The sequence below is a fragment of the Pirellulaceae bacterium genome, assembly GCA_029243025.1.
Taxonomy (GTDB): Bacteria; Planctomycetota; Planctomycetia; order Pirellulales; family Pirellulaceae.
The window spans coordinates 1-23239 of sequence record JAQWSU010000029.1; the positions used below are offsets into that span (position 1 = coordinate 1).

Consider the following 23239-nt stretch of genomic DNA (forward strand, 5'->3'; position numbering starts at 1 on the left):
AGATTAAGATGAAGATGAAGATGAAGATGAAGATGAAGATGAAGATGAAGATGAAGATGAAGATGAAGATGAAGATGAAGATGAAGATGAAGATGAAGATGAAGATGAAGATGAAGATGAAGATTCTCGTTAGGATTTTCGCTTGACGATTGTGCTAATAAAGTAACTGATTCGCCTCTCGGTTGACCGAGAGGGATTCCTGGGATTGTGAATTGTTTCCACTATGAGTGATTCTCTTTTTAAGATTTCGGGTGGTTATGTCTATGACCCTGTCCACGGCATCGATGGCCAGGTAAAAGATATTTGGATCAAGGGGCGGAAGATTGTCGAACCACCGACGGATCCGCATGTACGACCGAATCGGACGTTGAACGCAACTGGCTTGGTGGTGATGCCCGGTGGCGTTGATATGCATTGCCACATTGCGGGTCCGAAAGTAAATGTAGCGCGCAAGATGCGGCCAGAGGAAAAGCGGCGAGACGAGCCTGTAAAGCGAACTTCAAAAACACACAGCGGTTCGATGGGCAGTGTTCCGAGCACTTTTGCGACCGGTTACAAATATGCCGCACTTGGCTATACGACCGCATTCGATGCAGCTGTGCCACCGTTGTCGGCCCGGCACGCCCATGAAGAATTCGCAGACACTCCCTGTATCGACAAGGGATTCTATGTTTTGATGGGCAACAACCATTTCGTGATGAATGCAATCCACGAGAAGGATCCCGAACGCTTAAAAGCCTTTGTCGCTTGGTTGCTTGGTGCGGCCAAGGGGTATGCTGCAAAGTTGGTGAATCCGGGCGGAGTCGAAGTCTGGAAGCAGCAGCAGGCAGGCAATGTTTCGACGATTGACTCAAATGTGGATTTCTTTGACGTTACGCCACGACAGATTATCCAATCGATGTCCAAAACGGTTGACCATTTGGGACTCCCTCATCCGGTCCACATACATTGCAACAATCTGGGGATGCCAGGTAACTGGTTGACAACTCAGCATTCTATGGAGGCTTTAGATGGTCATCGGGGGCACATGACCCATATTCAGTTTCATAGTTACGGTGGTGGCGATGGTGATGAGGATACCTTCAACAGTAAAGTGGCTCCGCTCGCCGACTACGTCAACTCGCACGAGAATGTGACGGTTGACGTCGGGCAGGTCATGTTCGGTGAAACGACGAGTATGACTGGCGATGGACCGCTTGGTTACTTTCTTTCCAATGTTTACGGTACGAAGTGGTTCAGTTCGGACACCGAACTCGAATCCGGTTGCGGTATCGCCCCCATCAAATATCGCAACAAAAGTTTGGTGCATTCATTGCAGTGGGCGATCGGGCTAGAGTGGTATTTGATGGTCGAGGATCCTTGGCGAGTCGTGATGAGTACGGATCATCCAAATGGTGGATCTTTTCTCGCCTATCCGCAGATTGTGCGATTACTCATGGACCGCACCTATCGCCAGGACATCATGAAAACCGTGCACCCTTTAATTCGCGAACGGTGTAATTTGGCGGATCTTGATCGAGAGTACTCACTCAATGAAATTGCCATCATTACGCGCGCCGGGCCTGCAAGAATTCTGGGCCTGCATCACAAGGGGCATCTGGGCCCTGGGGCGGATGCTGATATTACAATCTATACGCCCCACGAAAATAAAGAAACGATGTTTGAATTGCCCAGGTACGTGATTAAGGACGGCCAAATCCTTGTCGAAGAGGGAGATATTCGGGAGGAGCATTATGGCCGCACGTTACATGTTGGGCCTCAATACGATACCGACATTGAACCGCAGATTGCCGACTGGTTTGAACAGTATTACTCGGTTCGTTTCCGAAATTATCCGGTCGGTGCGCATTATCTACATGATGCAGAGCAGATTCCTTGCGACGGCAGCTGAGTTGTTCAGGACGGATCTCGTAGTTGTTTGTGCAGTTGCGATGGGAAAGGGTATTCCGCGCGCTCTAAGGCTTGGCGATATTCCTCAGCGTTGTTGATATTCACGAGCGAATCAAGTTCCGGGTCGACGCTCCGTAAATCGTTGACGTCGATTCTCCGAGTGCTTGCCTCCTCGAACAAAAAAAATGGCCGCAGGCGATTCTGGCAGAGCAGCGAAGTAGCCAGCGGGAGGACTCGCCGGCGGTAGAGTGCAGCCAGAGGGTGATGGTGGCGGCCATCGACCGGGACGACGATGTCATCCTCATCACGCATCAACTCCAGGAGGCGGTGAACCCAGGTAGGCTTGAGAAAGGGGACGTCGCAGCTGGTTGCATAACAGATCGTGTCGACATTGCTGATCGCCTTCATGCCCGCTGCCAACCCTTCGAGCGGACCTCGTTCGGGCTGTTCATCTCGGACAACTTGGACATCCGCCGGTAGGGTGGGTAAAGGCTGCCCGATCGCGGAAACCACGATTCGAGTGGTTACCGCTGATTCCAGTTGCCGAACTACTCGCTGAAGCATGGATTCTGGGCCAAAGGGCAGATTGGCCTTCGGAAAACCCATCCGCGAGCTTTGTCCTCCACAGAGAATAATTGCTGCAGTCATGGCTTCCTTACACAAAATTTGAATGTTGGACGAAACTGTAGCTTCTGTGCGGTGTTTCACGTCTAATATGCCAAATATTTGCCGAGCCCGCACGTGGGGAGGGGAGCGGCTGCCGTCTTACCCAAATTTGGCTCCACGAACCAATCAAATCAAGATGAACGGGAGAGTTTCGATGTCCATTTTCCGACTCCTGCCAGCTGCTTTGGCGGCCTTTTTGTTAATCGGTGATTTTTCAGTTGCCCAGCCCCCCGCGGCTCAAGATCGTGATGAGCGAGCGGGTCGTGGTGAACGCGGTGCGGGCCGTGGTGAACGCGGCGCGGGTCGTGGTGAGCGGGGTGCGGGCCGTGGTGAACGCGGAACCCGAGAAGGACGATCGATGATTATTATTGCCTTGGACATTGATAGCGATGGTGAGATTTCATCAGAAGAGCTGGCGAATGCCGTGGCGGTCCTCAAGAAACTTGACAAAAACGAGGATGGAAAATTGACGCGAGACGAATTCGCGGGCGAAAATCGTCGAGGTGGACCGCGGGGAAACGAATTCGGCGGCCGTCCTGATGGGCCGGGCCGGGAGCGATTCCAGGGGCCGGGGCGAGGAGGTCCAGGTGCAAGTCGTGGAGCTGAATTCATTGAACGGCTGATGGAAGCTGACACCAATGATGATGGTAAGCTCAGCCAGGACGAATTACCCGAGCGGATGCGGGAGCGAGCAGACCAAATCGATAGCGATGGGGATGGCTATGTCACAAAGAAAGAGTTGGAAGAGATGATCAAGGCCCGTTTCAGTGGAGGCCAAAGCGGGCGTCCTGGCGGTGCGGATCGTGGTAATCGTTCACGTCGTCCGCAGCGGCCCGAGCAGAGGGATTGAAAAGAGCGGTAGGTCTCGCCTTGGTCTGTGATCGCGGGGAACGTTGCTCAGCGGTAGTCTGTTTGGGGCGACATTCGTGAGGCTTCGGCGGCCCTTTTGATCTCCGGGAGAAAAGGTGTCCGCCGAGGTTTGCGGTTGTTCTCTGCAGTGGCAAGGAAGAGCGGAATGCCCTGGCATCGATGCGATTCGTGTCAGGCTGTTTGCACCTCAGTTTGAGAGGCTCAGATTAGCGGATCAGGCCTTTCGCATCGGTGAACCACCGTCTCAAGGAGTGACAACCGTATCGAAAGGTTGGCTATCTTTACTTGTTGCCAGCTTTGTTTGACGAAACGGTTCCGAGTGTTCATTACTAAGCAGCCGCCCCAGGGAGGGCTCACAGCACACTCCAGTTGACCGCACGCGGCCCCCGTTATTCTTTTTCAATCATGTGTGGGGATTCTCATTGGTTGTGACATTGGGCGTCTTTGGGAGCTGTTTAGAGGCCGAATCGCCATCGGGCAGGATTGGTTTTTTTGTCGGATGTTATCGGTGCATCAGATTCCAGCGCTCCGGAGCAGCCTTGCCATTGTTATACTCTTCTGTTTACCTCTGCACTCAAAATGATGGAATGTAATGGCGTTAGAAATTACTTATCGGAATAAGTGTTCTGTTCCCGTCGAGGTCGAGGGGATTGTTCCTGATCGACTGGTAGGAAAAGAGCTTGATGAAATTCGTCGTGAACCAATATTTGTCGGTAATGAGGAAACTACCCTGGGAGATCTATTCGATGTTGCAGGTGATGCTGCCGAACCCTGTATTGAATGGCATGGTGAGCTTGCGGGGGTTCACTGGATAGGTGCCAAAATGAAGTCAGGTACCGTCCGAATTCATGGTGATGTGGGCCGGCATGTTGGAAGTGAGATGGCTGGCGGTGAGATCCACATTTTCGGAGCTGCCGGTGATTGGTTGGGCGGCGAGTTAAAGGGAGGGCTTATTCACGCTCGCGGTGGCGCGGGTCATCTCGTTGGCGCCGCCTATCGAGGTAGTCGGCGTGGCATGACGGGAGGCACAATCTTGGTTGAAGGCGGCGTCGGCAACGAACTCGGGCATACCATGCGGCGAGGTTTGATTGTTGTCGGGGGTGGGGCCGGTGATTTGATCGGATTCAATATGTTGGCCGGCACAATTTTGGTCTTAGGTGAGGTTGGAATTCGGCATGGAGCTGGTATGAAACGCGGGACCATCGGATTTTTTGGGGACGATGCCCCGGAACTGTTGCCAACTTTTAAGTATGCTTGTCGATTTGATTCTCAAGCGCTGACCCTGGTTTATCGAGAGGTGGAACGGTTAGGATATTCACTTCCACCGGAAGTTGAGTTGGCGGAATTGTCACTTTACAACGGGGATTTTATCGAAGGTGGCCGAGGTGAGATCTTAATTCGTTCCAGCGCTGGGGAATCTTCTTGCATCGCAGGTTAGCAGGTTGTTCATGCCCTCGGTCCCTGTTGGCCTGGAAGACGGATGCCGGTTTGTTGGACCAATCAGGTTAAAACAGTTTCTTCGCAGTGTCCCGGCAGCGCGGTTGAAAAGTGAACGCGTTTGACGAGATTTTTGTGATAAAAGGGAGTGAGTCGTTGACTGATCGTCCAGCAATTGAGATCAATCATTTGGGGAAAGAGTATCGCCACGGTTGGTTTGGTAAACGCGTGAACGCGTTGCACGATGTGTCTTTTCAGGTCTTTCCCGGACAGGTTTTTGGTCTTTTGGGTCCCAACGGCGCTGGAAAGACAACACTCATCAAGATTCTTTTGGGCATTGTGCGTTCCACGGCGGGTTCTGCTCGCTTGTTGAATTACGCGGCCGGAGATCGTCGTGGGCGTCGCCGTGTTGGTTATTTGCCGGAACACCTCCGTCTTGCTCGGCACCAAAGTGCGCGAACTGCACTCGAACTCTATGGCAAGCTCAATGGATTGTCGAATCGCCAAATCTTAGAGAAACGCGATGATTTGCTAACGATGGTCGGCCTCGCAGGGCGTGATTGTGAATCGGTACGGCGATTTTCGAAAGGTATGCAGCAGCGATTAGGGTTGGCTCAGGCTCTGCTTCACGATCCGGATGTGTTGATTCTTGATGAGCCTACGGATGGACTCGATCCTGTGGGGCGACAGCAAATTCGGCAGCTATTGCATCATTTGCGAGATCAGGGACGGACCGTATTTTTGAACAGTCATTTGTTGCAGGAAGTTGAGCTGATATGTGACCAAGTTGCCATTTTAGACCACGGCCAGTTGAAATTCGTGGGGACAATCGGCGCGTTGACGCCGACTGCAGAGACCGACTTGAGAATTCAGGTATCGGGTGACGAAAAAGCAATTCATGAAGTGACGAACGGCTATCCGGACGTCACGGTTGTTCCCTTGCCGGACGGCCTTCACTCCATTCATTTGTCAGTACCGGACCAAGTCACTGCTGATTCGTTAGTCGATCAATTACGGCAACATAATGTCAGCATTGTTCAATTGAATCGGAACAAGAAAACACTCGAAAGTGCCTTCTTGGAACTGATTTCTGAGAAAGCTGAACTCGTATGAGACCCTACCTCGCGATTATCAAGGATTCATTTCGCGAAGCATTGGCGTCGCGAGTTTTGTGGATCCTTTTGCTCCTAATCACATTGGTCTTCGTGGCAATCTCTCCCATCGGTTGGCAACGTCAGTTAACGTCGCGCCTCGGGCCGAATGACTTGATGCGTTTGGAGGGGCTGGCGCGGCGATTGGATACGGATGATGGGCCGACTGAGACACCCGAGGGTCGTCTACGGGCAAGATTGAGTGATAATTTGTTGAGTAAACTGGCGGAACACGCGGCCAAATCGGATGACGAGGAACGCATGCGCGTGTTTAAGCTGCAACGAGAGCTTGCAGCCGAACTGGATGCCGAATTTGCGACCCTCGACTTTTATGATCAACAAGTCTGGCGAGGGGCCGAACTCAACGAAGAGGCACGGAAGTTGGCTGATCAGGGACTTGAGAATCTATCTGAAGGTGAGTTGCGACGGTTCAATCGTTTGTCGCTCGAAGCCGCCTTTCCTAGGCACATTCGTACACGCCCCAGTCGTTCTGTTCTGTTTACCTACTTCAACTGGGATGTGGGCTTTCCCTTGCCGATGACCGACGAGCAAGTGAGGGATCTCGTTGAGAATACATTGGCAACCTTTATGAATTTCTTCGTCGGTTTTGTCGGCGTATTTTGTGGCATTTTGGTGACCGCATCGATCATCCCGAGCATGTTTGATGCCGGGTCTATCAATTTGCTGCTCAGCAAACCCATTTCACGTTCGTTGTTGTACCTATCCAAATTCATTGGCGGATGTTCTTTTGTCTTGATCAATGCGACCTATCTCATTCTTGGGTTGTGGTTGATCGTTGGTTGGCGATTGGGGATCTGGAATCTCCGACTGTTATGTTGCATTCCTGTATTCCTGTTTCTCTTTGTCCTCTATTACTCCGTATCCGGATTGGCAGGTCTCATTTGGCGCAACACCGTGGTGTGTGTCACGATTACGATCGTTTTTTGGTTCATCTGTTTTATCGTCGGTAACGCGAAGTTGATGATTGACACGTTGGTACACAATCCGAATCGTATCGTCCGAATTATTCCCGCGGCTGAAGAGCTCTTCAGTAGGACCGACAATGGACAGGTGCGACGGTGGACGAGTGAAGCGACGAGTTGGACGGACGCGTTTTCGACCGATGGGCCATCTTTTGTGCCGCCATTCATTATCACGAAAATCGGGCCAATCTATGATCCAATCAACAAGAGGTTGATCCAGGTTGAGCGGGGTTGGCCAAAGTTTCGTTTGCTGACGGGAACGGCAGCAGATGGTTGGGCCGCTCTCGAAGTCGGTGACGCGCCGTCAGAAACATCTGCCTTGTTGAACGAACAGGATGGTCGGCCGATCGCTATCGCTTCGAGCGGCATCGTTCGATTTCGAGACTCTGTAACGCCTGTTGCCGATCGTCCGAAGATTTTCGGCTTTGAGATACCCTTGCCGGATCAGCAGGGTACATCGGAAGAGGTGGTGTTGGATCCGCGTATTTCGTTAGGCGGTGGCGCTCAGGTCGCAATTTCGCCAACGTCGGGCATGCTTTACGTTTGGAAAGACGGACAGCTTTATGCCTATCAGCGGGAGGGGGCAGATTACATGTTGAGGAATGAGGTTGCTCTGAGCGAAGTTTCGCAGCGCGCAGTGATGGCCGCCGCTGGAAAACTCATTGTTGTAGCGCGTGCCGATGGTTCTGTCGAGGTGATCGATGCAGACTCGTTGGAGGTGAAGCAACAGTATCATCCTGAGGCCAACAATGCGCCTCGCTATGTTGTGGCCTCGCCAGACGGCAGTTTTTTTGCGGTCGTTTTTCACACGCGGAATCTTTGGGTTTATGATGCGGCTGCAGCAGAGCCGCTTGAGAATTCCTGGGTCGGGCAGGGGGATATTTCCGCGGCCAATTTTCTTTCTGATCGGGAAATGGTGGTTGCGGACCGAGGGAATCGAGTCACGGAGTATGAGTTGCCGGCTGGTAAAGTGGTCCGGCAGTGGGCGCCGACTGGGTCACTGATGCAACGGCTGTCTTGGTATTTAATTGATCCGATTTACACCATTTTTCCGCGTCCGGGCGAGCTCCAGCAGACAACCACCTACATTTTGACGGGTAAAGAAGCCATGTCCGTTGGTCGCAGAGCTGATTCATTGGATACCATGTATTTGAAAGCGGATCCATGGGCTCCGGTCTGGAGTAGCCTTGCCTTCACAGGGGTTGTGCTAATCATCTCCTGTGTTTACATTTCCCGCGCTGAATTCTAGGAAACTACCTTAGAAGTCTCTCTCCATCGTGGAGTTATTGGGTGAGTCCCAAAGCTGCAAGACGTTGGATTATTTTATCGGATTGCAGCAGTTGCCGTAACTGCTTGACAGCCGGGCGTTCAAGTCGGCTTTCGGGGGCAACGAAGTCAAATCGTTCGTCCGTGAGGGGTAAGAACCCGAGATTCGCTTGATCGGCAACACGCTGGATCGCGATACCCCAATCGGCGCGTCGTTGAGCAATGGCTGCTGCCACGGCGTTGTGACTGCGAGCTTGGACAGCGTAACCGTCCGGTTGAAACCCAGCGAGCAATTGATCAATTAAGACTCGAGTGCCGCTGCCTTGATTTCGATTGACCATCAGCGTGTTGGCATCTTCTTTTGCCATTGCCACTGCGCTGGCGACTTGCTTTCCTTCGAAACGCGCATCGCCTTGACGAAATACAAGTCCTTGGGAGCGATGATAACCGGAAATGAGGCTCATCCCCGGCTTGAGAAAAGGACTATTGTATTCGCCTGACGCTTCATCCAGTAAATGAATACCTGCCACATCACATTCGCCTCGTTCAACGGCGTACAGACCTGCAGTTGATCCAACAGCTAAAAACTTACTGCGGAATCCGAGCTGCTGGAGTTCGCTCAATAACAAGTCCAGGCCGAGGCAATGGCTGCCAATCACGACCAGATCGGCGACTTCCAAGTCTCGGCCCAAGAGTCGTACTTCAACCGCTGAGCCTTGCTCGATTAGTTCTTCATGACGGTCGAGCGTCACAAAGCCATCCGCACGGCTGAAAGTGGTGACTGAACCAGAGCCTTTACCCATCGGATAAGCCGTGAGTTGTGCAGGTTCCTGCTGCGTGTCAGCACCAACCAATCCGACCAGCAGGTATTCTGTGCGGCCAATTTCTGAATTGATCTGCGTTGCCATATTTGCCTTCACCACTCCATGGCGTTGTGGGGGAAGTCCGGACATTTGCCGGATGACCGGGGCCACGAACTCATGAAAAGTAAACACGGCTGACGTCGGAAATCCAGGGAGGATGACGACGGGTTTTCCCTGGCTGGCTGCCAAGCAGATCGGTTTGCCCGGTTTGAGGGCGACGCCGTGAGCAACGATACCCGGGTCGTCCAGTTGTTGCACAACTTGATAAGAGATGTCGCCTGCGCCTTTGCTCGTGCCGCCTGAAAGCAGCACAACGTCGGCGGTCGCGATGGCGTGCTGAACGGTTTCTTCGAGTGCGGAGCGATCGTCGTGGATGATGCCCAAGTTGACCGGGACGCCCCCGAGTTCGCGAACCGCATCGGACAGAATTTGGGCGTTGGAATCGAATACCATTCCGGGACGCATGGCTTTGCCGGGAGCGATAATCTCGTCACCTGTGGAGGCGATGGCAACACGCGGACGCCTCCAGACAAAAACCTTGTCGGCACCGATTGCTGCCAGGACACCCGTTTCACGACTCGTCAGCAATTCGCCCGCACGGAGTACGGTTTCTCCCACGCCAATGTCAGTGCCAGCGAATGCGACTGCCGTTCCTGGCGTCAGTGAACGGTTGACCCGTACAAGTTTTCCTTCTGTCTCCGTGTGTTCCACCATGACAACCGCATTCGCGCCACGCGGCAGCATCGCTCCGGTGGCGATCGGCACAGCCGTTCCAGAAGTTACGGTGGACTGTGGCACGATGGCCGTTGCCAGCACCTCATCCAATAGGCGTAACGCGCGGGGTATCTCCTCCGTCGCACCAAACGTGTCTTCAGCCCGTAGGGCAAAGCCGTCCACGTTTGAACGATCAAAGGACGGTACATCAATTTGAGATGTCACGTCGCGAGAAAGGACGCGTCCCCAGGCTGTCTCTAGCGATACGACTTCCTCCGCACGAGGTGATCTGCTGATGGCCGCGTGGAAACGTCGCTCCGCTTCATCCCGATCGATCACATTGAGGAATTGTTGTTGTGATGTGCTTGATTTAGGCGTCATACAGGAAGACTTCGGTTTGATGTTCAGGGGGATAACCTTCACTGTCTGTCGGAATGATGACAAATCCATCGGCGCGAGTTGTCGAGCTAAGCAGCGAGGCGCCTGAAATAGCGAGGGGGTCAATGGCCTGATCGACAATTGATACTCGGGCATAGTCGACTCGTCCAACCTGTGATACAAGCTTACGCCGTAGTGGTAGGGTGGATTGCCGATAGGGCCAATCCAAAGAGCCACCCGCGAGGGTGCGAATTGCTCGGCCTGCGAAAAAGTCGTAGGCGCAGAGGCATGAGACGGGATTGCCTGGCAATAAAAATACGAGCCGATCATCCATGCGCCCCATGCCGGTGGGACTGCTGGGGCGCATTGCCACGCCATGGATTGCAAGTTCTCCGTTCTGTGCCAGCAAACGTGGAGCGTGGTCTTCTAGTCCCACGCTTGAACCACCAGAAACGATCACAATATCAACATCGTCCTGCATCGCTGTAAGAATACTTGATTCTGTGTCAGGTGTCAGGCCGTGTTCAACCACCACACCACCGTCTCGGCGGACCAATGCGCTGAGCATCGGACCATTGGCATCAGCGATTGTGTAACCCGTTGGTACGGTGCCACTGGCAACCAGTTCATTGCCGGTGATCACAAGACGAATTTTGGGTTGTCTGATCACCGAGACTTGTCCTACGCCAATCGACGATAAAACACCAAGGTCTTGAGGGCGAAGTCGTCGTCCACGTTCCAGGATACATGTGCCCGTTGGGATATCTTCCCCCCGATGCCCGACGTGCTTTTGTGGCGGAACCTCTCCCTGAGCCAGCAAATGTGACGCCTCGGTTTGTGTGCGTTCAGCAGGCAGCACAGCGTCGGCGCCGTTGGGCATTGGCGAGCCGGTCATAATGCGAACCGTTTGCCCCCGTTGCACATGACCTAGAAAAGGTTGGCCCGGGAATGCTTCGCCGGTAATGGTGAGTTTGAGTGGATTGTAGGGTGTCGCGCCCAAGGTATCCGCCGACTGAACGGCGAAGCCGTCCATCATCGCACGGCGAAAGCCAGGCACGTCAACTTGGCTCGTGATCGAATCGGCTAACACACGCCCAGATGCGTTGCCGAGAAAAACGGACTCGCTGTCAAGCCAACCGCTGTGTTGGTCAATCCACTGCCAGACCGTTGTGACCGTCGAGCGGCTTGTAAAGCCCCTCATACGAACGTCGGAAAAATTACGTGGTTGTTTGGAGTTGTTCATGACGTTGAGTCCAGCGGACGGTTGGCAGAGATTCCCGTGACGAATTCACGCCAAGTCCGAAGCTGTTCACTTGTGAGGCTGTTGACGCGTGTGATCTCGTGTTGTTCCCAGTTCTCTGCAGGGCCGACAAGAACGGTGACGGTTAATCGACCGTTTTCTAGATAGCAAAAGCGAACGTCGATTGGGCTTTGTGCCGGTAGGTCGGCAGGCAGGTTGCGAACTGTGCAACGTCCAAGTTGAACGCACTCATCGGCGGAAGCGCTTTCGCCTTCAACAATTTGCACCAAAACGGACTTCTGACCATCATTTTGAGTTTTGAAGATTCTTTTCGCCGTAATCGGCAAAGGGGTATTTCGGGGGATGATGATTGCGTTACGGGACTGTCGTGTCAGCGGATCGGAGGCAGCGACTCCGAGACTGTGGGAGTTCACATTTTTGACTGAAAATTTTGCCGGCTCTCCACGGCTTTCTGCCAAGAGGCGCTCGGCGTGGAGTGCTGCGCCGTGGGCGACAGCTTCATCCGCAGCGACAGAAGTGTCCGGTTCGATTTGTGACATTTGTTTCAGGAGACCTGCAACCGCTGGCATGCGGGTCGAGCCACCCACGAGCAAAATTCGATCGATGTCGTTCCATCCCAGCCCGGCCGCTTGCAACGTTTGCCGGGTGGTAAAACTGGTTCGATCCAAGAGGTCCTGGGTCGCTTCTTCGAATTGTTGACGGCTTACCTCAAGACGCAAAGCCTTGCCCTGATAATCACAGGGGATTGTCGCCTTTTGTCTCGCAGAAAGAGTGCGTTTCGCATCCTCGCTGTCGCGCCATAATCTGCCCATCGTGTTTGCATCTTCACGCGGGTCCAAATCGAATTGTCGGATGAATTCTTCAGCCACCAGATCGACCAATCGACCGTCCCAATCGAGTCCTCCGAGACGAACGTCTCCGTCGGTTGCTAAAGCTGTAAAATCCGTTCCGCTAATTTCCATGACGGTGACGTCGAAGGTGCCACCTCCCAGGTCATAGACCAATATTCGCAACGGCCGCGTGCGTGTGTGGTGTTCGCGCAGGAAACCTTGTTCGTAGCCAAAGGCGATTGCGGCCGCGGTCGGCTCGTTAATGATGTCAATCACCTCTAAGCCAGCGATGAATCCTGCATCCTGCGTTGCTTTTCGTCGAACCTCGTCGAAGTAGGCAGGAACCGTGATTACCGCTTTTGTGAAGTTACCGATCGCTTGAGCGGCGTCCGTGCGGATTTTGTGTAAGATCCAGGCCTCCAGTGCCTCTGGGGGATAGTGTCGACCGCCCAGTTGTTTGGCAAACGAGCGACTACCGAGTTCTCGTTTCATGCATTGGGCGACTTGTTCTGCATCAGTGGTAATCGCTTTGAGTGCTTCCTTGCCGATTACGACTTCATCGTTTTCAAATAACACGACACTGGGTGTTACTTTGTCGCCTTCGGCATTGGCTAACGTTTGCGGACGTCCGGTTGGGTCAACCCAGGCAATGGCCGAGTAGGTTGTTCCGAGATCGATTCCGATAGCAGGAGACTTTGACATGGCCGGACGTATGTTGGTTTGGTTAGAGAGTGTCTCGAATTGTCTCTGCAGATCGTGATGTGAGAAGACCAGTCCGGCGAGCGACCACGTTGACTCCAGGGAGTATTCGTGCCGGCGATCCTAAAGCTACTGCCTTACAATACGCAGAGTTGCCGCTTTTCGCAATTGGGCAGCTTGGCGAGAGAAGCTCGGCTGAAGGCCATGAGCTTGCTGGCTGCGGCTCAGGTAGAGCTTAACGTTCGAACCGGCCGTTGAATATTTTCCGCTTCCGGGGAGTGTTAGCCTTGAAACGTTCATAACTCGCCAACGGAAAAAAATGTTGCTGGATGTCCGGCTGAACCGAAGTTAGAGCCAGCACGGAAGGTCGGTCGTTCAAGGAGGACGTCGTTTGTTACCTTCAGCGAGTTCTCGCTATGCCTGTCGAAATTATGCACGCAATGATCGCGGCGGTCTTTGCTTTGGTTTGGTTTATGGTGTGGCAAATTCTGTCGGGCGGACAGCGGCCGCAAAAGCGACCGCTGCACCATTCGGAGGTCTCTACCACAGACCTTCCGCGAATACCTGATCCCGAGGTGCCTCACCCTCTCCGCCGCCATTCGTCGGCTGGAAGTCGAAGTCGCCACGCGATCCCTTGATTCGCACGAGTCGGTAATCATCTTCCTTGCCGATAATTCGAACCTGCTCTCGATTGCTCGAATCGATCGTTGTGGTCAATTCTTGGCCATCCTCTGAGATGGTTACTTGCAACGAAGACATGTTGTCGGTGAATTGGATGTCCACCATTTCAACGTCTTCCCAGCCGTCGTCGAACTGAGACCACTCATGGCCGTCGGTTTCGTTGACGGAAGTGTACAGGCCGGAATCGGAGTGGGATGACAAGGTTTCCCAGATGGCGAATTTTGGGTCTAAATTGCGATTGTCGAAATTGTATTCGGTGTCGCCGGTGCCGCTGGCGGTCAATTCGATATCGAAGGTTTCCGTCGAATTGTCCGCAGGTGTTGGATCTGTAAAGTGCGGGTCAGCGGTTCGCAATTTATAGCTGCCGGGTGTGATCGTCTCGAAGCTGAAGTTGCCATCTGAGTCAGTCGTGGTTTCATACGTGACATCGGCTCCGATGTTGTTGACACCGCTCAGATAGACCGGAATGCCTGCGAACTCGACATTTGCGTTCGAGAAGGAGCCTTTGATGCCACCTTCGACGAAGTTGACGACGGTCACGCTGACGGTCGCGGTACTCTGTCCGCCATTGCCATCGCTGATCGTGTAGGTGAAGGTTTCGGTGCCTTCCGTGAATTCTTCAGCCGGGGTGTATTCGATCGTGTCTCCGACGATGCTAACCGTGCCGGCGGCCGAACCATCGCTCACACTAATAATCGAAAGGACTTCATTTTTGTCGGGAGAAATCGTATCGTTCTCGAGTACGAGAATGGAAATCGAACCGGCACCAGTTTGGGCCGAGGCCGTATCCGCAACGGCCGTCGGAGCGTCGTTGACCTCATTGACGAATACTGTCACAACACCGCTTGCGGTGCGAGGGTCAGCCACGCCGTTCGTCGTGCCGTTGTCGGTGACCGTGTATTCGAAGGAGAGCGATCCGGCGAAATCTTGGGCTGGTGTGAAGGTGACGACGTCGCCATTTTTCTCCAGTGTGCCTCCCGATTCTTCGCCGACAGAGACGAGTGCGAGAGTTTGGTCAATCTCACCACCTCCCGGTAGAGCGTTTGCTAGTAGCTCCGCCGCGGTAAGCGTTAGTGTCGTGTCCTCGTTGATCTCCCGATTGACTTGGAAGACGATGGGAGTGTCGTTCACCTCGCTCACGCTGACGGTTACATTCGCGTTTGCCGTACCACCGTTTCCATCAGAAATGGTGTAGCTAAAGCTTGTGCTTCCTGCGAAATCTGGATCCGGAGTAAACAGTGCTGTGGTCCCGTTTCCTCCGATTTGCACGCTGCCGTTTGCCGGCTGAGTGACCTCTGTAATGCTGAGCGTCTCACCCACGTCTGGGCTGCTGCTGTCGTTATTGAGTAGCTCAATTTCAACATCCGTTTGATCTTCGCTGACTGTGAAACTGTCGTCGTTGGCGGTCGGGTCGTCATTCACATTGGAGACCTCTACCGTGACCGTCGCACTGGAAGTGTCGCCTTCATTGTCGATGATTTCGTAACTGAAGGTGTCGATACCCGTGAAATTTTCCTGAGGAGTGTAGACGATCTCTTGATTCTCGTTGATCGATACAGTTGCGTTGCTGGTGCCCGAGACGCTGTTGACTGCCAGCGTTCGCGTTTCCGGGACAGCAAAATCGTTGGCAAGTACATTGAGAATGTTGCCCGAACTGTCTTCGTCGACTTGGAACGTGTCATCGTTCGCAAAGGTCATGCTCGCGATTTCCAAGGATGTACCCTCAAAAACCATCTGGTCGGGTGAGAGTCCAACTCCCAGGCCATGCAGTGTGGTTTCTCGCGATGGTAGATTGTCAGCCGGGTCCGCAGCGAAAACTGCATTTCCGGATCCATCTGCAATCATCGGGATCGACATGAGTAGGAATTCACCTGACCCTAATGGAGTGGTGTCGGCGGTTGCACCCGTGTCGTCTATCAGCCCCGCTGTGTTAAGATCAGAGAATTGAACGTTTTGGAAGTTGCTGCTGAATTCCACGTCGCCATTGACTGACACAGCATTGTCGTCATAAGTGATATCCAGATAGGCCGAGAAGACACCCGCGTTGAGAGCGTCTGTTCGAAGATCTTCGATGTAAACCTGCAACAGGAATTCTTCACCAGCGATGGCTGCGTTGATCAAATTGCCATCGAGATCGGTGAGCTTCAAGCGATAGGTCATCAGTTGATTTTGTTCGACGTCAATGTCGACCGCTTGGGCACTCGTGTTGCCAGCAGCGTCCGTGGCTTGGATGTCGAACGACTGCGTGCCCGCTTCGCTGATCGTGGGCGTCCACGTGAGGAGACCATTGTTGGAGTCGATGTTAGCCGATGATGGTGCACCCGATAACGAATAAATGATGCTGCCCTCTTCCGTGTTCTCCGTATCGAATGTCACGGCAGTTCCCACGAGGGCCGTATTCGGTGGGGTGGCGGTGAAGCCGTCAGGACCTGTTTGGTCTAATTCGATCGTGAGACCATCTGACAGGGAGCTTGTCGTGTCTCCCACCGTTTGCGTCGCAGTGATCTCGTAGACCCCGTCACCAAAGCTGGCCAGATTCGCAGTTGTGATGGTCACTGAGTTGCCTACTGCGGTACCTTCGCCGATTTTGGTCCCATTGCCGAATAATTCGACAAGTGCACCGTCGGCCACATCACTGACCTCAAATTCTAACTCGGTTTGGTTCGTGAGGTTGTCGGAGCTCGAGGAACCGCTGTCGGATCTTGCGGATAAATCGAGACCCACCTTGCCAGGCAAGACGTTGACCGAAATGCGTTGACTGTCGTAGGTGTCTGCCGTATCCGATCCATTCAAGGCTCGAACGCGAACTGTTGCCGTTGCAATACCTACAAAACCTTGGTCAGGAACAATTGTGAGGAGTCCGTTTTCACTGTCGACGGTGAAGTCGGCGTTCGAACCACTGACAACCGAATAGGAAACCGCATCGCCTTCAACATCCTGGGAAGTCAATTGATAAGTTGCTTCTGTGTTCGCTTCCGTCGTGATGTCATTGATGTCATCGAGGAAGGGGCCACCATTCTCAGTGTCTGGCGATACGTTGACTGCGAACGAGTTCTGAGTTGAGTGTCCCTCGGCATCTGAGATAGTGACAGTGACGTTGGCCGTTCCCGACGCACCTTCTGGCGCGCTCAGCATCAACATGCTATTTTCGATGTCGTCAAAAATGTCGACGGATGTCATGGTGACGGTGTAAGTGGGGCGACCACCTGGTTCGACCGCCACGTTGCTGATGCTTTGACGATTACTTTCACCTTCGACAAGTTGTCCCCAGATCGAATGATTGAAGTCGAGGTGGCGTGTAGCGCCTTCGGTAATGAAGAACTGAGAGCCGTTCGTGTCATCTTGTGATTTCGCCATCGATAGCACGCCAGTTTGATTGTGCTGTAGATCGACGTGGTATTGGTCGGCGAAGTCGGGTCGGTCAGGTCCGCCTGTACCGTTACCGATCGGGTCTCCACCTTGAATTACGAAGTTATTCAGAATGCGATGGAAGGTAAGCCCATCGTAGAAACCGTCTTCCACAAGTGACGTAATTTGATCGGTGACACGTGGTGCTTTGTCATCGAACAATTCAAAGACCATTTTTCCATAGCCACTGACGTCAATCTCCATGCTGCGATTGCCTTCGAGGAGCGACGTCATGACGAGATCGGGGTTGTCTGTCGTCACGGTGTAAGTCAAAGGACCATCGTTGTTGGGGTCGTAGCCGTCTAAGGGAATGTTTAGAGGCGATCCCGAAAGTAAATTGACATCTTCAACGGGGAGAATGATTGGAGTGTTGGATTCAGGAATGGCGATGCCCGTTTGCTCGGAAAGTGTTTCCAGAGTTTGGAAGCCGCTTAACCTTGTTCCGTCGGTAAATACCCAGGTGGGAAATGTCGTGACGTCGTTGTCGATTGCTATTTCGTTCGGTGTTCGATCAGAAGATGTAACTTCGACGAATGGCAGATAGGATTGGCCTTCTTCGAAGAGTTCCTTCTGTGACGTGCAATGTCCGCACCAGTTGGCACCATAAAAGATCGCGCCAGAATCGGCGATGTCTTTGGCAAATTGCACTAAATCAGGAGCCGTTGGGGTGTCACTAATGGTTACCGATTGACTGTCAATAAATTCGATGTCGACCGCGTCGACACCAGCGGTTCCACCAAATACGAGTGTCTGATGATTGGGGAGTTCGTCAGCCGGATCGGCAATAAAGGTCAGCTCGCCACTGCCGGTGGCTCGCATGCGGATCTGTGCTACTTCGTATTCAGACTTATCCAAGGGACTGGTGCTCGTGCTGACCGCACCAATTTCGTCAATGAGTCCGGGAGTGATCGTGCCGCTGGTTGCATTCTTGTAATCATTCGAAAAGACAATGTTGCCGTCGGCGACTGCTAGGTTGGAGTCGAATGCGATGTCAAGATAGGCCGAGAAAACGCCTTCGTTGCCTGCTGGGAATAACCCGTAGCCCCGCTTGTCTTGGGTCAACACTCGGACCAAGAACTCATCGTCGAATGACAGTTCGCTGACGGGGGCACCGAAAACGTCGGTGACTTGCAGGCGAATCTTGACCATGTTGTCGCTGAGGGGCGCACCGAAAAGTCGGCCGGGATCGTTCGGGTCAGGAGCGAGAATCGATCCATTGATGGTCAAATCGCTGCGTAGAAATTCTTCGGTGAGTCCCGTTTGGGTTACCGTACCGAAGGACTGATCAAGGAATCCGTTTTGAGCTAACTTGAAAATCTTCGTATCCGTATCGATGTCAAATGATCCACCCAGATTGATGGCATCATCACCGGTGAAGATGCCACTCTTTGAGATCATTTCAAGCGTGGTGACGAGATTCGTGGTTTCAACCCGGAGCGATCCATTCAGCGAGTTGTAGAGCACAAACGTGTCAGCACCGACTTGGATTTCGATGTCGCCGGCCTCTCCCTCGGCGGTCGCCGCCACTGCAGGACTTGCAGCAACCGCATTCAGTGTCCGGATCACCTGATCGGCGTCGTCAATAGTGACCACCTCATCACCATTGACGTCGAAAACCTCAGGTTGTGCAGACAGTGTCCCCTCGTTCGTATAGGGAACGCCTGCGTGCGCCATTAATTCACTGCTGCCGCGACTAAGGGCATTCAGGATTGCCAGAGCGTCCATCGAGGCGAGGTGGCCGTCGCGATTCACGTCCGCAGCCTCTACGGAGTTGTCGATGGAGGCCATCGTGTCGGCAGCGAGCAACACACGAGATTCGAGGTGCTCGTTTGTTGTGAAGCGACACTGCGCGTCCCGATGAGATCGCGTTGAAGAGGCGCGTTTGAAGGGTGGAAAGCCAATTCGTCGCAGTAGCTGGATCATAGTCATTTCTGTTCCGGGTGAGTGAAGACCGAACGACTTCGGGTTGTCCTGCTGTAATTTGTCGATCCGTCATGCTCGCGGCTGGCCACGCCCATCTTTCATTGTGACGCTTGCCGTGATTTTTGTGTCGAATGTGGACTGGTGGTTTTTTAACTTGTCTTCCGGCTGCCAGCTCGTTTTGGGCTTGTGCTGACTTAGCGGCGGTAGGAGCGGGATCCGATTTTGTTTTGCTCTCGACTGAGCAGATAGGATTGGGGTGATTTGCCCCGCCTAATGTTTACACTAGTTACGTTAAGTTTTTTTTTCAAGCAAACCATTCTGACTTCGAGTCGACTGAGACTTGCCTGCCATGTCGTGGGTGGAAATACTGTCAGTAGACTCATAACCGCAATTTTCCGCTTTTGTGGAATGAAAGAAAGTCCCGTCTGCCAAACCACTTAAAACATTGATGTAAATCCAAACCAGTAGTAACCTAGACACTTAGAGATATAAGCGTTCTTTCACGCGACAACCCGCCAAATCTTCTACCTTTTCGGATAAGAATCGCCCCGGCAAGCTTCTCTGTGGATCAGTTTTTCTTCGATGATGCAACGACGACAACGCGCTAAAACTGCCTTTCAACGCCAAGCTGCTCTCGAGTCACTTGAGGAGCGTCGCTTGCTATCTTCAGTACCCTACGGCGCAGGGGCCGAGGATACGGCAGAATATATGCTGGGGGATGTGCTGGTTTCCGTGGTTCTGCTGGAATCGGACGGTACGCTGGATTCGAGTACGGAGAATTGGACGAGTCAGTCAATTCGAGAAACTAAGGAACGAATTGTTACAGGCATGGAATGGTGGTCGGATGCGCTTGACCAACAGTCCTCGGTGCACGATCTGAATTTTTATTTTGATTTCACCTTTGCGGATCAGCCGATTGCGACGCGATACGAGCCGATTTCGCGACCATCCAACGATTTTATCTTCTGGATCAATGATTTTTTCGCCGCAGCTGAGGTACCCAGTGCGACTGGTTTTGACGATCGAATCCTGGACTTCAATCATCGGCAACGGATTGAGTACGGAACCGATTGGGCATTCACAATCTTCGTCGTGAATGCCGAACAGGATTCGGATAGTCGTTTCGATGCGAGCGGCTCATTTCCTCGTGCCTTCGCCTTCGCCGGTGGTCGATTCTTTGTTGCGACCTCTGAGCGACCAGCGAGTACGTTTGCTCATGAAGCGGCTCACATGTTTTGGGCGATGGATGAGTATGCGGGGGGAAAGTCCTATGATGAGCACCGTGGCTATTACAACTCACAGAATACGAACGCCTACGATGGCAACCCGAATCCGGAAGGGCGCGTTCGTAGCATTATGGATTCTCATCTTACTGCTTTTTCAACCCACGCTATCTCGGACTCTGCGATGGAGATGATTGGCTGGAAGGATTCGGATCAGGATGGGATTTTTGACGTGTTAGATGTGCCCCATCACTTGGAAGGTCAAGGGGAGTTCATTTCACCAGAAAACCGCTTTTCCTTCTCCGGGATGACGCAAGTCGCGACGCTTTCCAACCATAATCCGGACGGTAATGGAAATGCCATTACCCTGAATAGGATCAGTCGGGTTGAAGTTCGCTTTGATCAGTCAACCTGGGAAACGGTTGGAACGTATGATGCCCATCAGGTTGATCTGGATTTTGATATTCCCGTTCCCCGAGCCGCACAACAGATCGAGATTCGTTCCGTTGATGACTCGACAGGTTTGACTTCCAATGCTTGGGTAGATTATTTCGATCACCCCTTGATTTCGTGGCAAAACGTGGAATTGCCGACGGATGTGAATGGTGACTCGGCTATCTCGCCGCTAGATGCGTTGATCGTGATCAACGAACTAAACCAAAATGGCTCCCGTGAATTGCTGCCAGCGCCTGCCCCTTCAGTAATCGCTTTTATCGACGTGAACGGGGATGGTTTTGTTTCCGCGATTGATGCGTTGTTTGTGATCAATCAATTAAACGAGGCATCGTCGGTGGTTGGGATGGAGCCCACGAACCAAATATCAGCGAGTCAAAACTCGGGGATCGGAGAAGGTGAATCGCCAGGCAGAAATGCTTTTGCCGCCGGGCGGCAGCAAAACCGTGGTTTTCCAAAACCGTGTCGAGAAGTGGTCGAATCGTTTGAACCTTCCAGCGATTATTTGCGTAAAGCTGCCAATATCGACCTGATCTTTCGGGATTCCTTTTATACTGAACAGGCGAGGGAGAATCCGGGTGGCAGATCTCGATGTTTGAAAAACGGGAACCAAAGCACATCATGGGATGCGTTGCATCTCGATTCCAAGCTCTAACTTTCGGCTAAAGGGTTGCCTAGCGTGTTTGGTACTAAAAGACGGAGATCGGCAAAACTGCAGAGTCGTCGCTTGACGGCGGAAGCTCTGGAAGCCCGTGAAATGCTGACCGCCGTCGATTTGACAGATCGAGACCAATTACTGTTAGAGTTGATCAATCGGGCACGGCGTGATCCGCTTGCTGAGGCGGCTCGTTTTGAAGTTGATTTGAACGAAGGTTTGAACCCTGACACGATCAATGGAGATCCGAAGCAGCCGCTCGCCCCGAGTCAAATTTTGACTGATACCGCTCGAGCCCACTCGTTAGACATGTTAGACCGGGAGTTTTTCGCTCACGTCAATCCGGATGGCCTCGGGCCGGCGGATCGGGCTTGGGCTCTCGGCTATCCCGGCACTGCAGGAGAAAATCTCGCTTGGTACGGGACGGATGCCTTCTTGGATCGTGACGGGGAAATCTACGAACGTCACAAAGCTTTGTTTCTCAGTGAAGATCATCGCGTCAACATGCTCGTCGGCGGTTACCGTGAAGTCGGTTTGGGAATTGAATTCGGATTCCTGTCGATGGGATCTCGAAGCTCGATTATGGTCACGGAGAATTTTGGGAATCCGGGCGGCCAGCATTTCATCACGGGTGTGGCCTACGATGACAGTGTTGAGGAAGACAAGTTCTACACGATGGGTGAGGGTTTGGGGGCGGTTACCGTGACCGCGGTACGCGAATCGGACGGGATGATATTTACGGCCGAAACGGGCGAAGCAGGTGGATACGGGATGCAAGTGCCCGATGGGGTTTACGCCGTGACGGCAACCAATCTCGGTGACAGAGACTCGATCACGTTTAAACAGATTGCGATCTTCGACTCCAATCAGAAAGTCGACTTCAATACCAACACGCCTGACGATTCAGCTCTAGCGGGTACGATTTTTCATGATTTAAATGGTGACGGAATGCAGGATGTTGAAGAGCCCTACTTGCCGGATCTCGATGTGTTTGTCGATGTGGATGGCGATGGTCGACTCGGTCCGAGTGAAGCATCGGTCGTCACCGACACAGAAGGGTTCTTCTATTTTGGCGACCTACGGGCCGGATCTTATGATGTGTTCGTTGATCTTCATCCGGGATGGGTTGTCAATTTTCCGGAAGACGGAAGTCATCTACTTGAACTGAATCCGTCACAACTTCGCTTGAATATCAATTTTGCCGTCCAACTGATCAATCAAATACCGATTGCTCAAGACGACCAGTATGAAGTTCAATCCGAGCAATCGACTGAGTTGGATATCTTTGCCAACGATAGTGATGATGGAACGCTTGTAATTCAAGATACTCGCTTGCTGGTTCAACCCCAACACGGAACGGTCAGTTTAGACGTTTCGTTGGAAAAACTGTTTTACCGACCGACTTCAGGCTTTTCCGGAAGTGACTTCTTCGAATATGCGGTCATCGATGATGAAGGCCTCATATCGGAGTCTGCCCGCGTTGATCTGGACGTGCAGCCGAGTGTCGGAACGGAGTGGCAGAATCCGGTGAATCCAATGGATGTGAACGGTGACTCGTACGTTTCTTCCATCGATGTGCTCTTGATCTTGAACGATTTGAACGCAAATTCTGCCCGTCAATTACCGTTGCCGACGGATGGTGAATCACCGCCTCCCTTTCTGGATGTGAGTGGCGACTCCTTCGTGACACCCATCGATGCCTTGTTAGTACTCAATGATCTTAATCGGGTCGCCATGGAGCAAAACCAGGCTGCGGAGGGTGAAGCCGATGAGGCGGTGTCCCTGCAGTTGTCGATGGCTCCATCATCCTTGGCAGCAGCAGCCATTGATATCGCCTTGGAAGACGATCTTAAAGCCAAGAAACGGCTTTGAGCCGAAATCTCGTCCG

12 protein-coding genes are annotated in these 23239 nt (G+C 52.7%); 7 read left to right on the forward strand and 5 right to left on the reverse strand.

What is annotated here, in order from left to right; translation table 11 throughout:
- Window positions 1–223: 223 nt before the first annotated feature.
- Window positions 224–1891 (forward strand): formylmethanofuran dehydrogenase subunit A, encoded by a 1668-nt coding sequence (locus P8N76_12535; GenBank protein ID MDG2382489.1) that lies wholly within the window; start codon window positions 224–226, stop codon window positions 1889–1891.
- A gap of 5 nt (window positions 1892–1896) precedes the next feature.
- Here P8N76_12535 and P8N76_12540 read toward each other — a convergent pair whose 3' ends face one another.
- The gene (locus P8N76_12540; GenBank protein ID MDG2382490.1) at window positions 1897–2538 is read right to left on the reverse strand and encodes a molybdenum cofactor guanylyltransferase; all 642 of its coding nucleotides are present in this window, start codon (window positions 2536–2538) and stop codon (window positions 1897–1899) included.
- Window positions 2539–2710: 172 nt separating this feature from the next.
- Here P8N76_12540 and P8N76_12545 point away from each other — a divergent pair, with 172 nt between their 5' ends.
- From P8N76_12545 to P8N76_12560, 4 genes are all read left to right on the forward strand, one after another.
- Window positions 2711–3406, forward strand: a complete 696-nt coding sequence (locus P8N76_12545) for a hypothetical protein (GenBank protein MDG2382491.1) — start codon at window positions 2711–2713, stop codon at window positions 3404–3406.
- Between the two features lie 612 nt (window positions 3407–4018).
- Entirely contained in the window at window positions 4019–4864 is an 846-nt protein-coding gene (locus tag P8N76_12550) for a formylmethanofuran dehydrogenase subunit C (GenBank protein ID MDG2382492.1), read from the forward strand.
- 155 nt (window positions 4865–5019) lie between these two features.
- Entirely contained in the window at window positions 5020–5976 is a 957-nt protein-coding gene (locus P8N76_12555; GenBank protein MDG2382493.1) for an ABC transporter ATP-binding protein, read from the forward strand.
- A complete protein-coding gene (locus tag P8N76_12560) occupies window positions 5973–8246 on the forward strand; it encodes an ABC transporter permease (protein MDG2382494.1) in 2274 nt (757 codons plus the stop codon). The genes P8N76_12555 and P8N76_12560 overlap by 4 nt, the downstream gene beginning before the upstream one ends.
- A 34-nt stretch (window positions 8247–8280) precedes the next feature.
- Here P8N76_12560 and P8N76_12565 read toward each other — a convergent pair whose 3' ends face one another.
- From P8N76_12565 to P8N76_12580, 4 genes are all read right to left on the reverse strand, one after another.
- Window positions 8281–10221 (reverse strand): molybdopterin biosynthesis protein, encoded by a 1941-nt coding sequence (locus P8N76_12565; protein ID MDG2382495.1) that lies wholly within the window; start codon window positions 10219–10221, stop codon window positions 8281–8283.
- Window positions 10211–11461: a molybdopterin molybdotransferase MoeA gene (locus tag P8N76_12570; GenBank protein MDG2382496.1), complete on the reverse strand. Its 1251-nt coding sequence runs from the start codon at window positions 11459–11461 to the stop codon at window positions 10211–10213. Before P8N76_12570 ends, P8N76_12565 begins: the two co-directional genes overlap by 11 nt.
- Window positions 11458–13011, reverse strand: coding sequence for an Hsp70 family protein (locus P8N76_12575; GenBank protein MDG2382497.1), 1554 nt, complete (start codon window positions 13009–13011; stop codon window positions 11458–11460). The genes P8N76_12570 and P8N76_12575 overlap by 4 nt, the downstream gene beginning before the upstream one ends.
- A 537-nt stretch (window positions 13012–13548) precedes the next feature.
- Window positions 13549–19026: a tandem-95 repeat protein gene (locus P8N76_12580; protein ID MDG2382498.1), complete on the reverse strand. Its 5478-nt coding sequence runs from the start codon at window positions 19024–19026 to the stop codon at window positions 13549–13551.
- A gap of 576 nt (window positions 19027–19602) precedes the next feature.
- Between P8N76_12580 and P8N76_12585 the strand changes: the two genes are divergently transcribed.
- Both P8N76_12585 and P8N76_12590 read left to right on the forward strand, forming a co-directional pair.
- Window positions 19603–21351 (forward strand): dockerin type I domain-containing protein, encoded by a 1749-nt coding sequence (locus tag P8N76_12585; GenBank protein ID MDG2382499.1) that lies wholly within the window; start codon window positions 19603–19605, stop codon window positions 21349–21351.
- 24 nt (window positions 21352–21375) lie between these two features.
- Complete coding sequence (locus tag P8N76_12590; protein ID MDG2382500.1) at window positions 21376–23223, forward strand: Ig-like domain-containing protein; 1848 nt, start codon at window positions 21376–21378, stop codon at window positions 23221–23223.
- Window positions 23224–23239 lie beyond the last annotated feature (16 nt).

What these genes read in the sequence shown, in the direction of transcription:
- P8N76_12535 (MDG2382489.1), top strand. Translation starts at nt 224, where the DNA reads ATGAGTGATTCTCTTTTTAAGATTTCGGGTGGTTATGTCTATGACCCT.
- P8N76_12545 (MDG2382491.1), top strand. Translation starts at nt 2,711, where the DNA reads ATGTCCATTTTCCGACTCCTGCCAGCTGCTTTGGCGGCCTTTTTGTTA.
- P8N76_12550 (MDG2382492.1), top strand. Translation starts at nt 4,019, where the DNA reads ATGGCGTTAGAAATTACTTATCGGAATAAGTGTTCTGTTCCCGTCGAG.
- P8N76_12570 (MDG2382496.1), bottom strand. Translation starts at nt 11,461, where the DNA reads ATGAACAACTCCAAACAACCACGTAATTTTTCCGACGTTCGTATGAGG.
- P8N76_12540 (MDG2382490.1), bottom strand. Translation starts at nt 2,538, where the DNA reads ATGACTGCAGCAATTATTCTCTGTGGAGGACAAAGCTCGCGGATGGGT.
- P8N76_12560 (MDG2382494.1), top strand. Translation starts at nt 5,973, where the DNA reads ATGAGACCCTACCTCGCGATTATCAAGGATTCATTTCGCGAAGCATTG.
- P8N76_12580 (MDG2382498.1), bottom strand. Translation starts at nt 19,026, where the DNA reads ATGACTATGATCCAGCTACTGCGACGAATTGGCTTTCCACCCTTCAAA.
- P8N76_12575 (MDG2382497.1), bottom strand. Translation starts at nt 13,011, where the DNA reads ATGTCAAAGTCTCCTGCTATCGGAATCGATCTCGGAACAACCTACTCG.
- P8N76_12585 (MDG2382499.1), top strand. Translation starts at nt 19,603, where the DNA reads ATGATGCAACGACGACAACGCGCTAAAACTGCCTTTCAACGCCAAGCT.
- P8N76_12565 (MDG2382495.1), bottom strand. Translation starts at nt 10,221, where the DNA reads ATGACGCCTAAATCAAGCACATCACAACAACAATTCCTCAATGTGATC.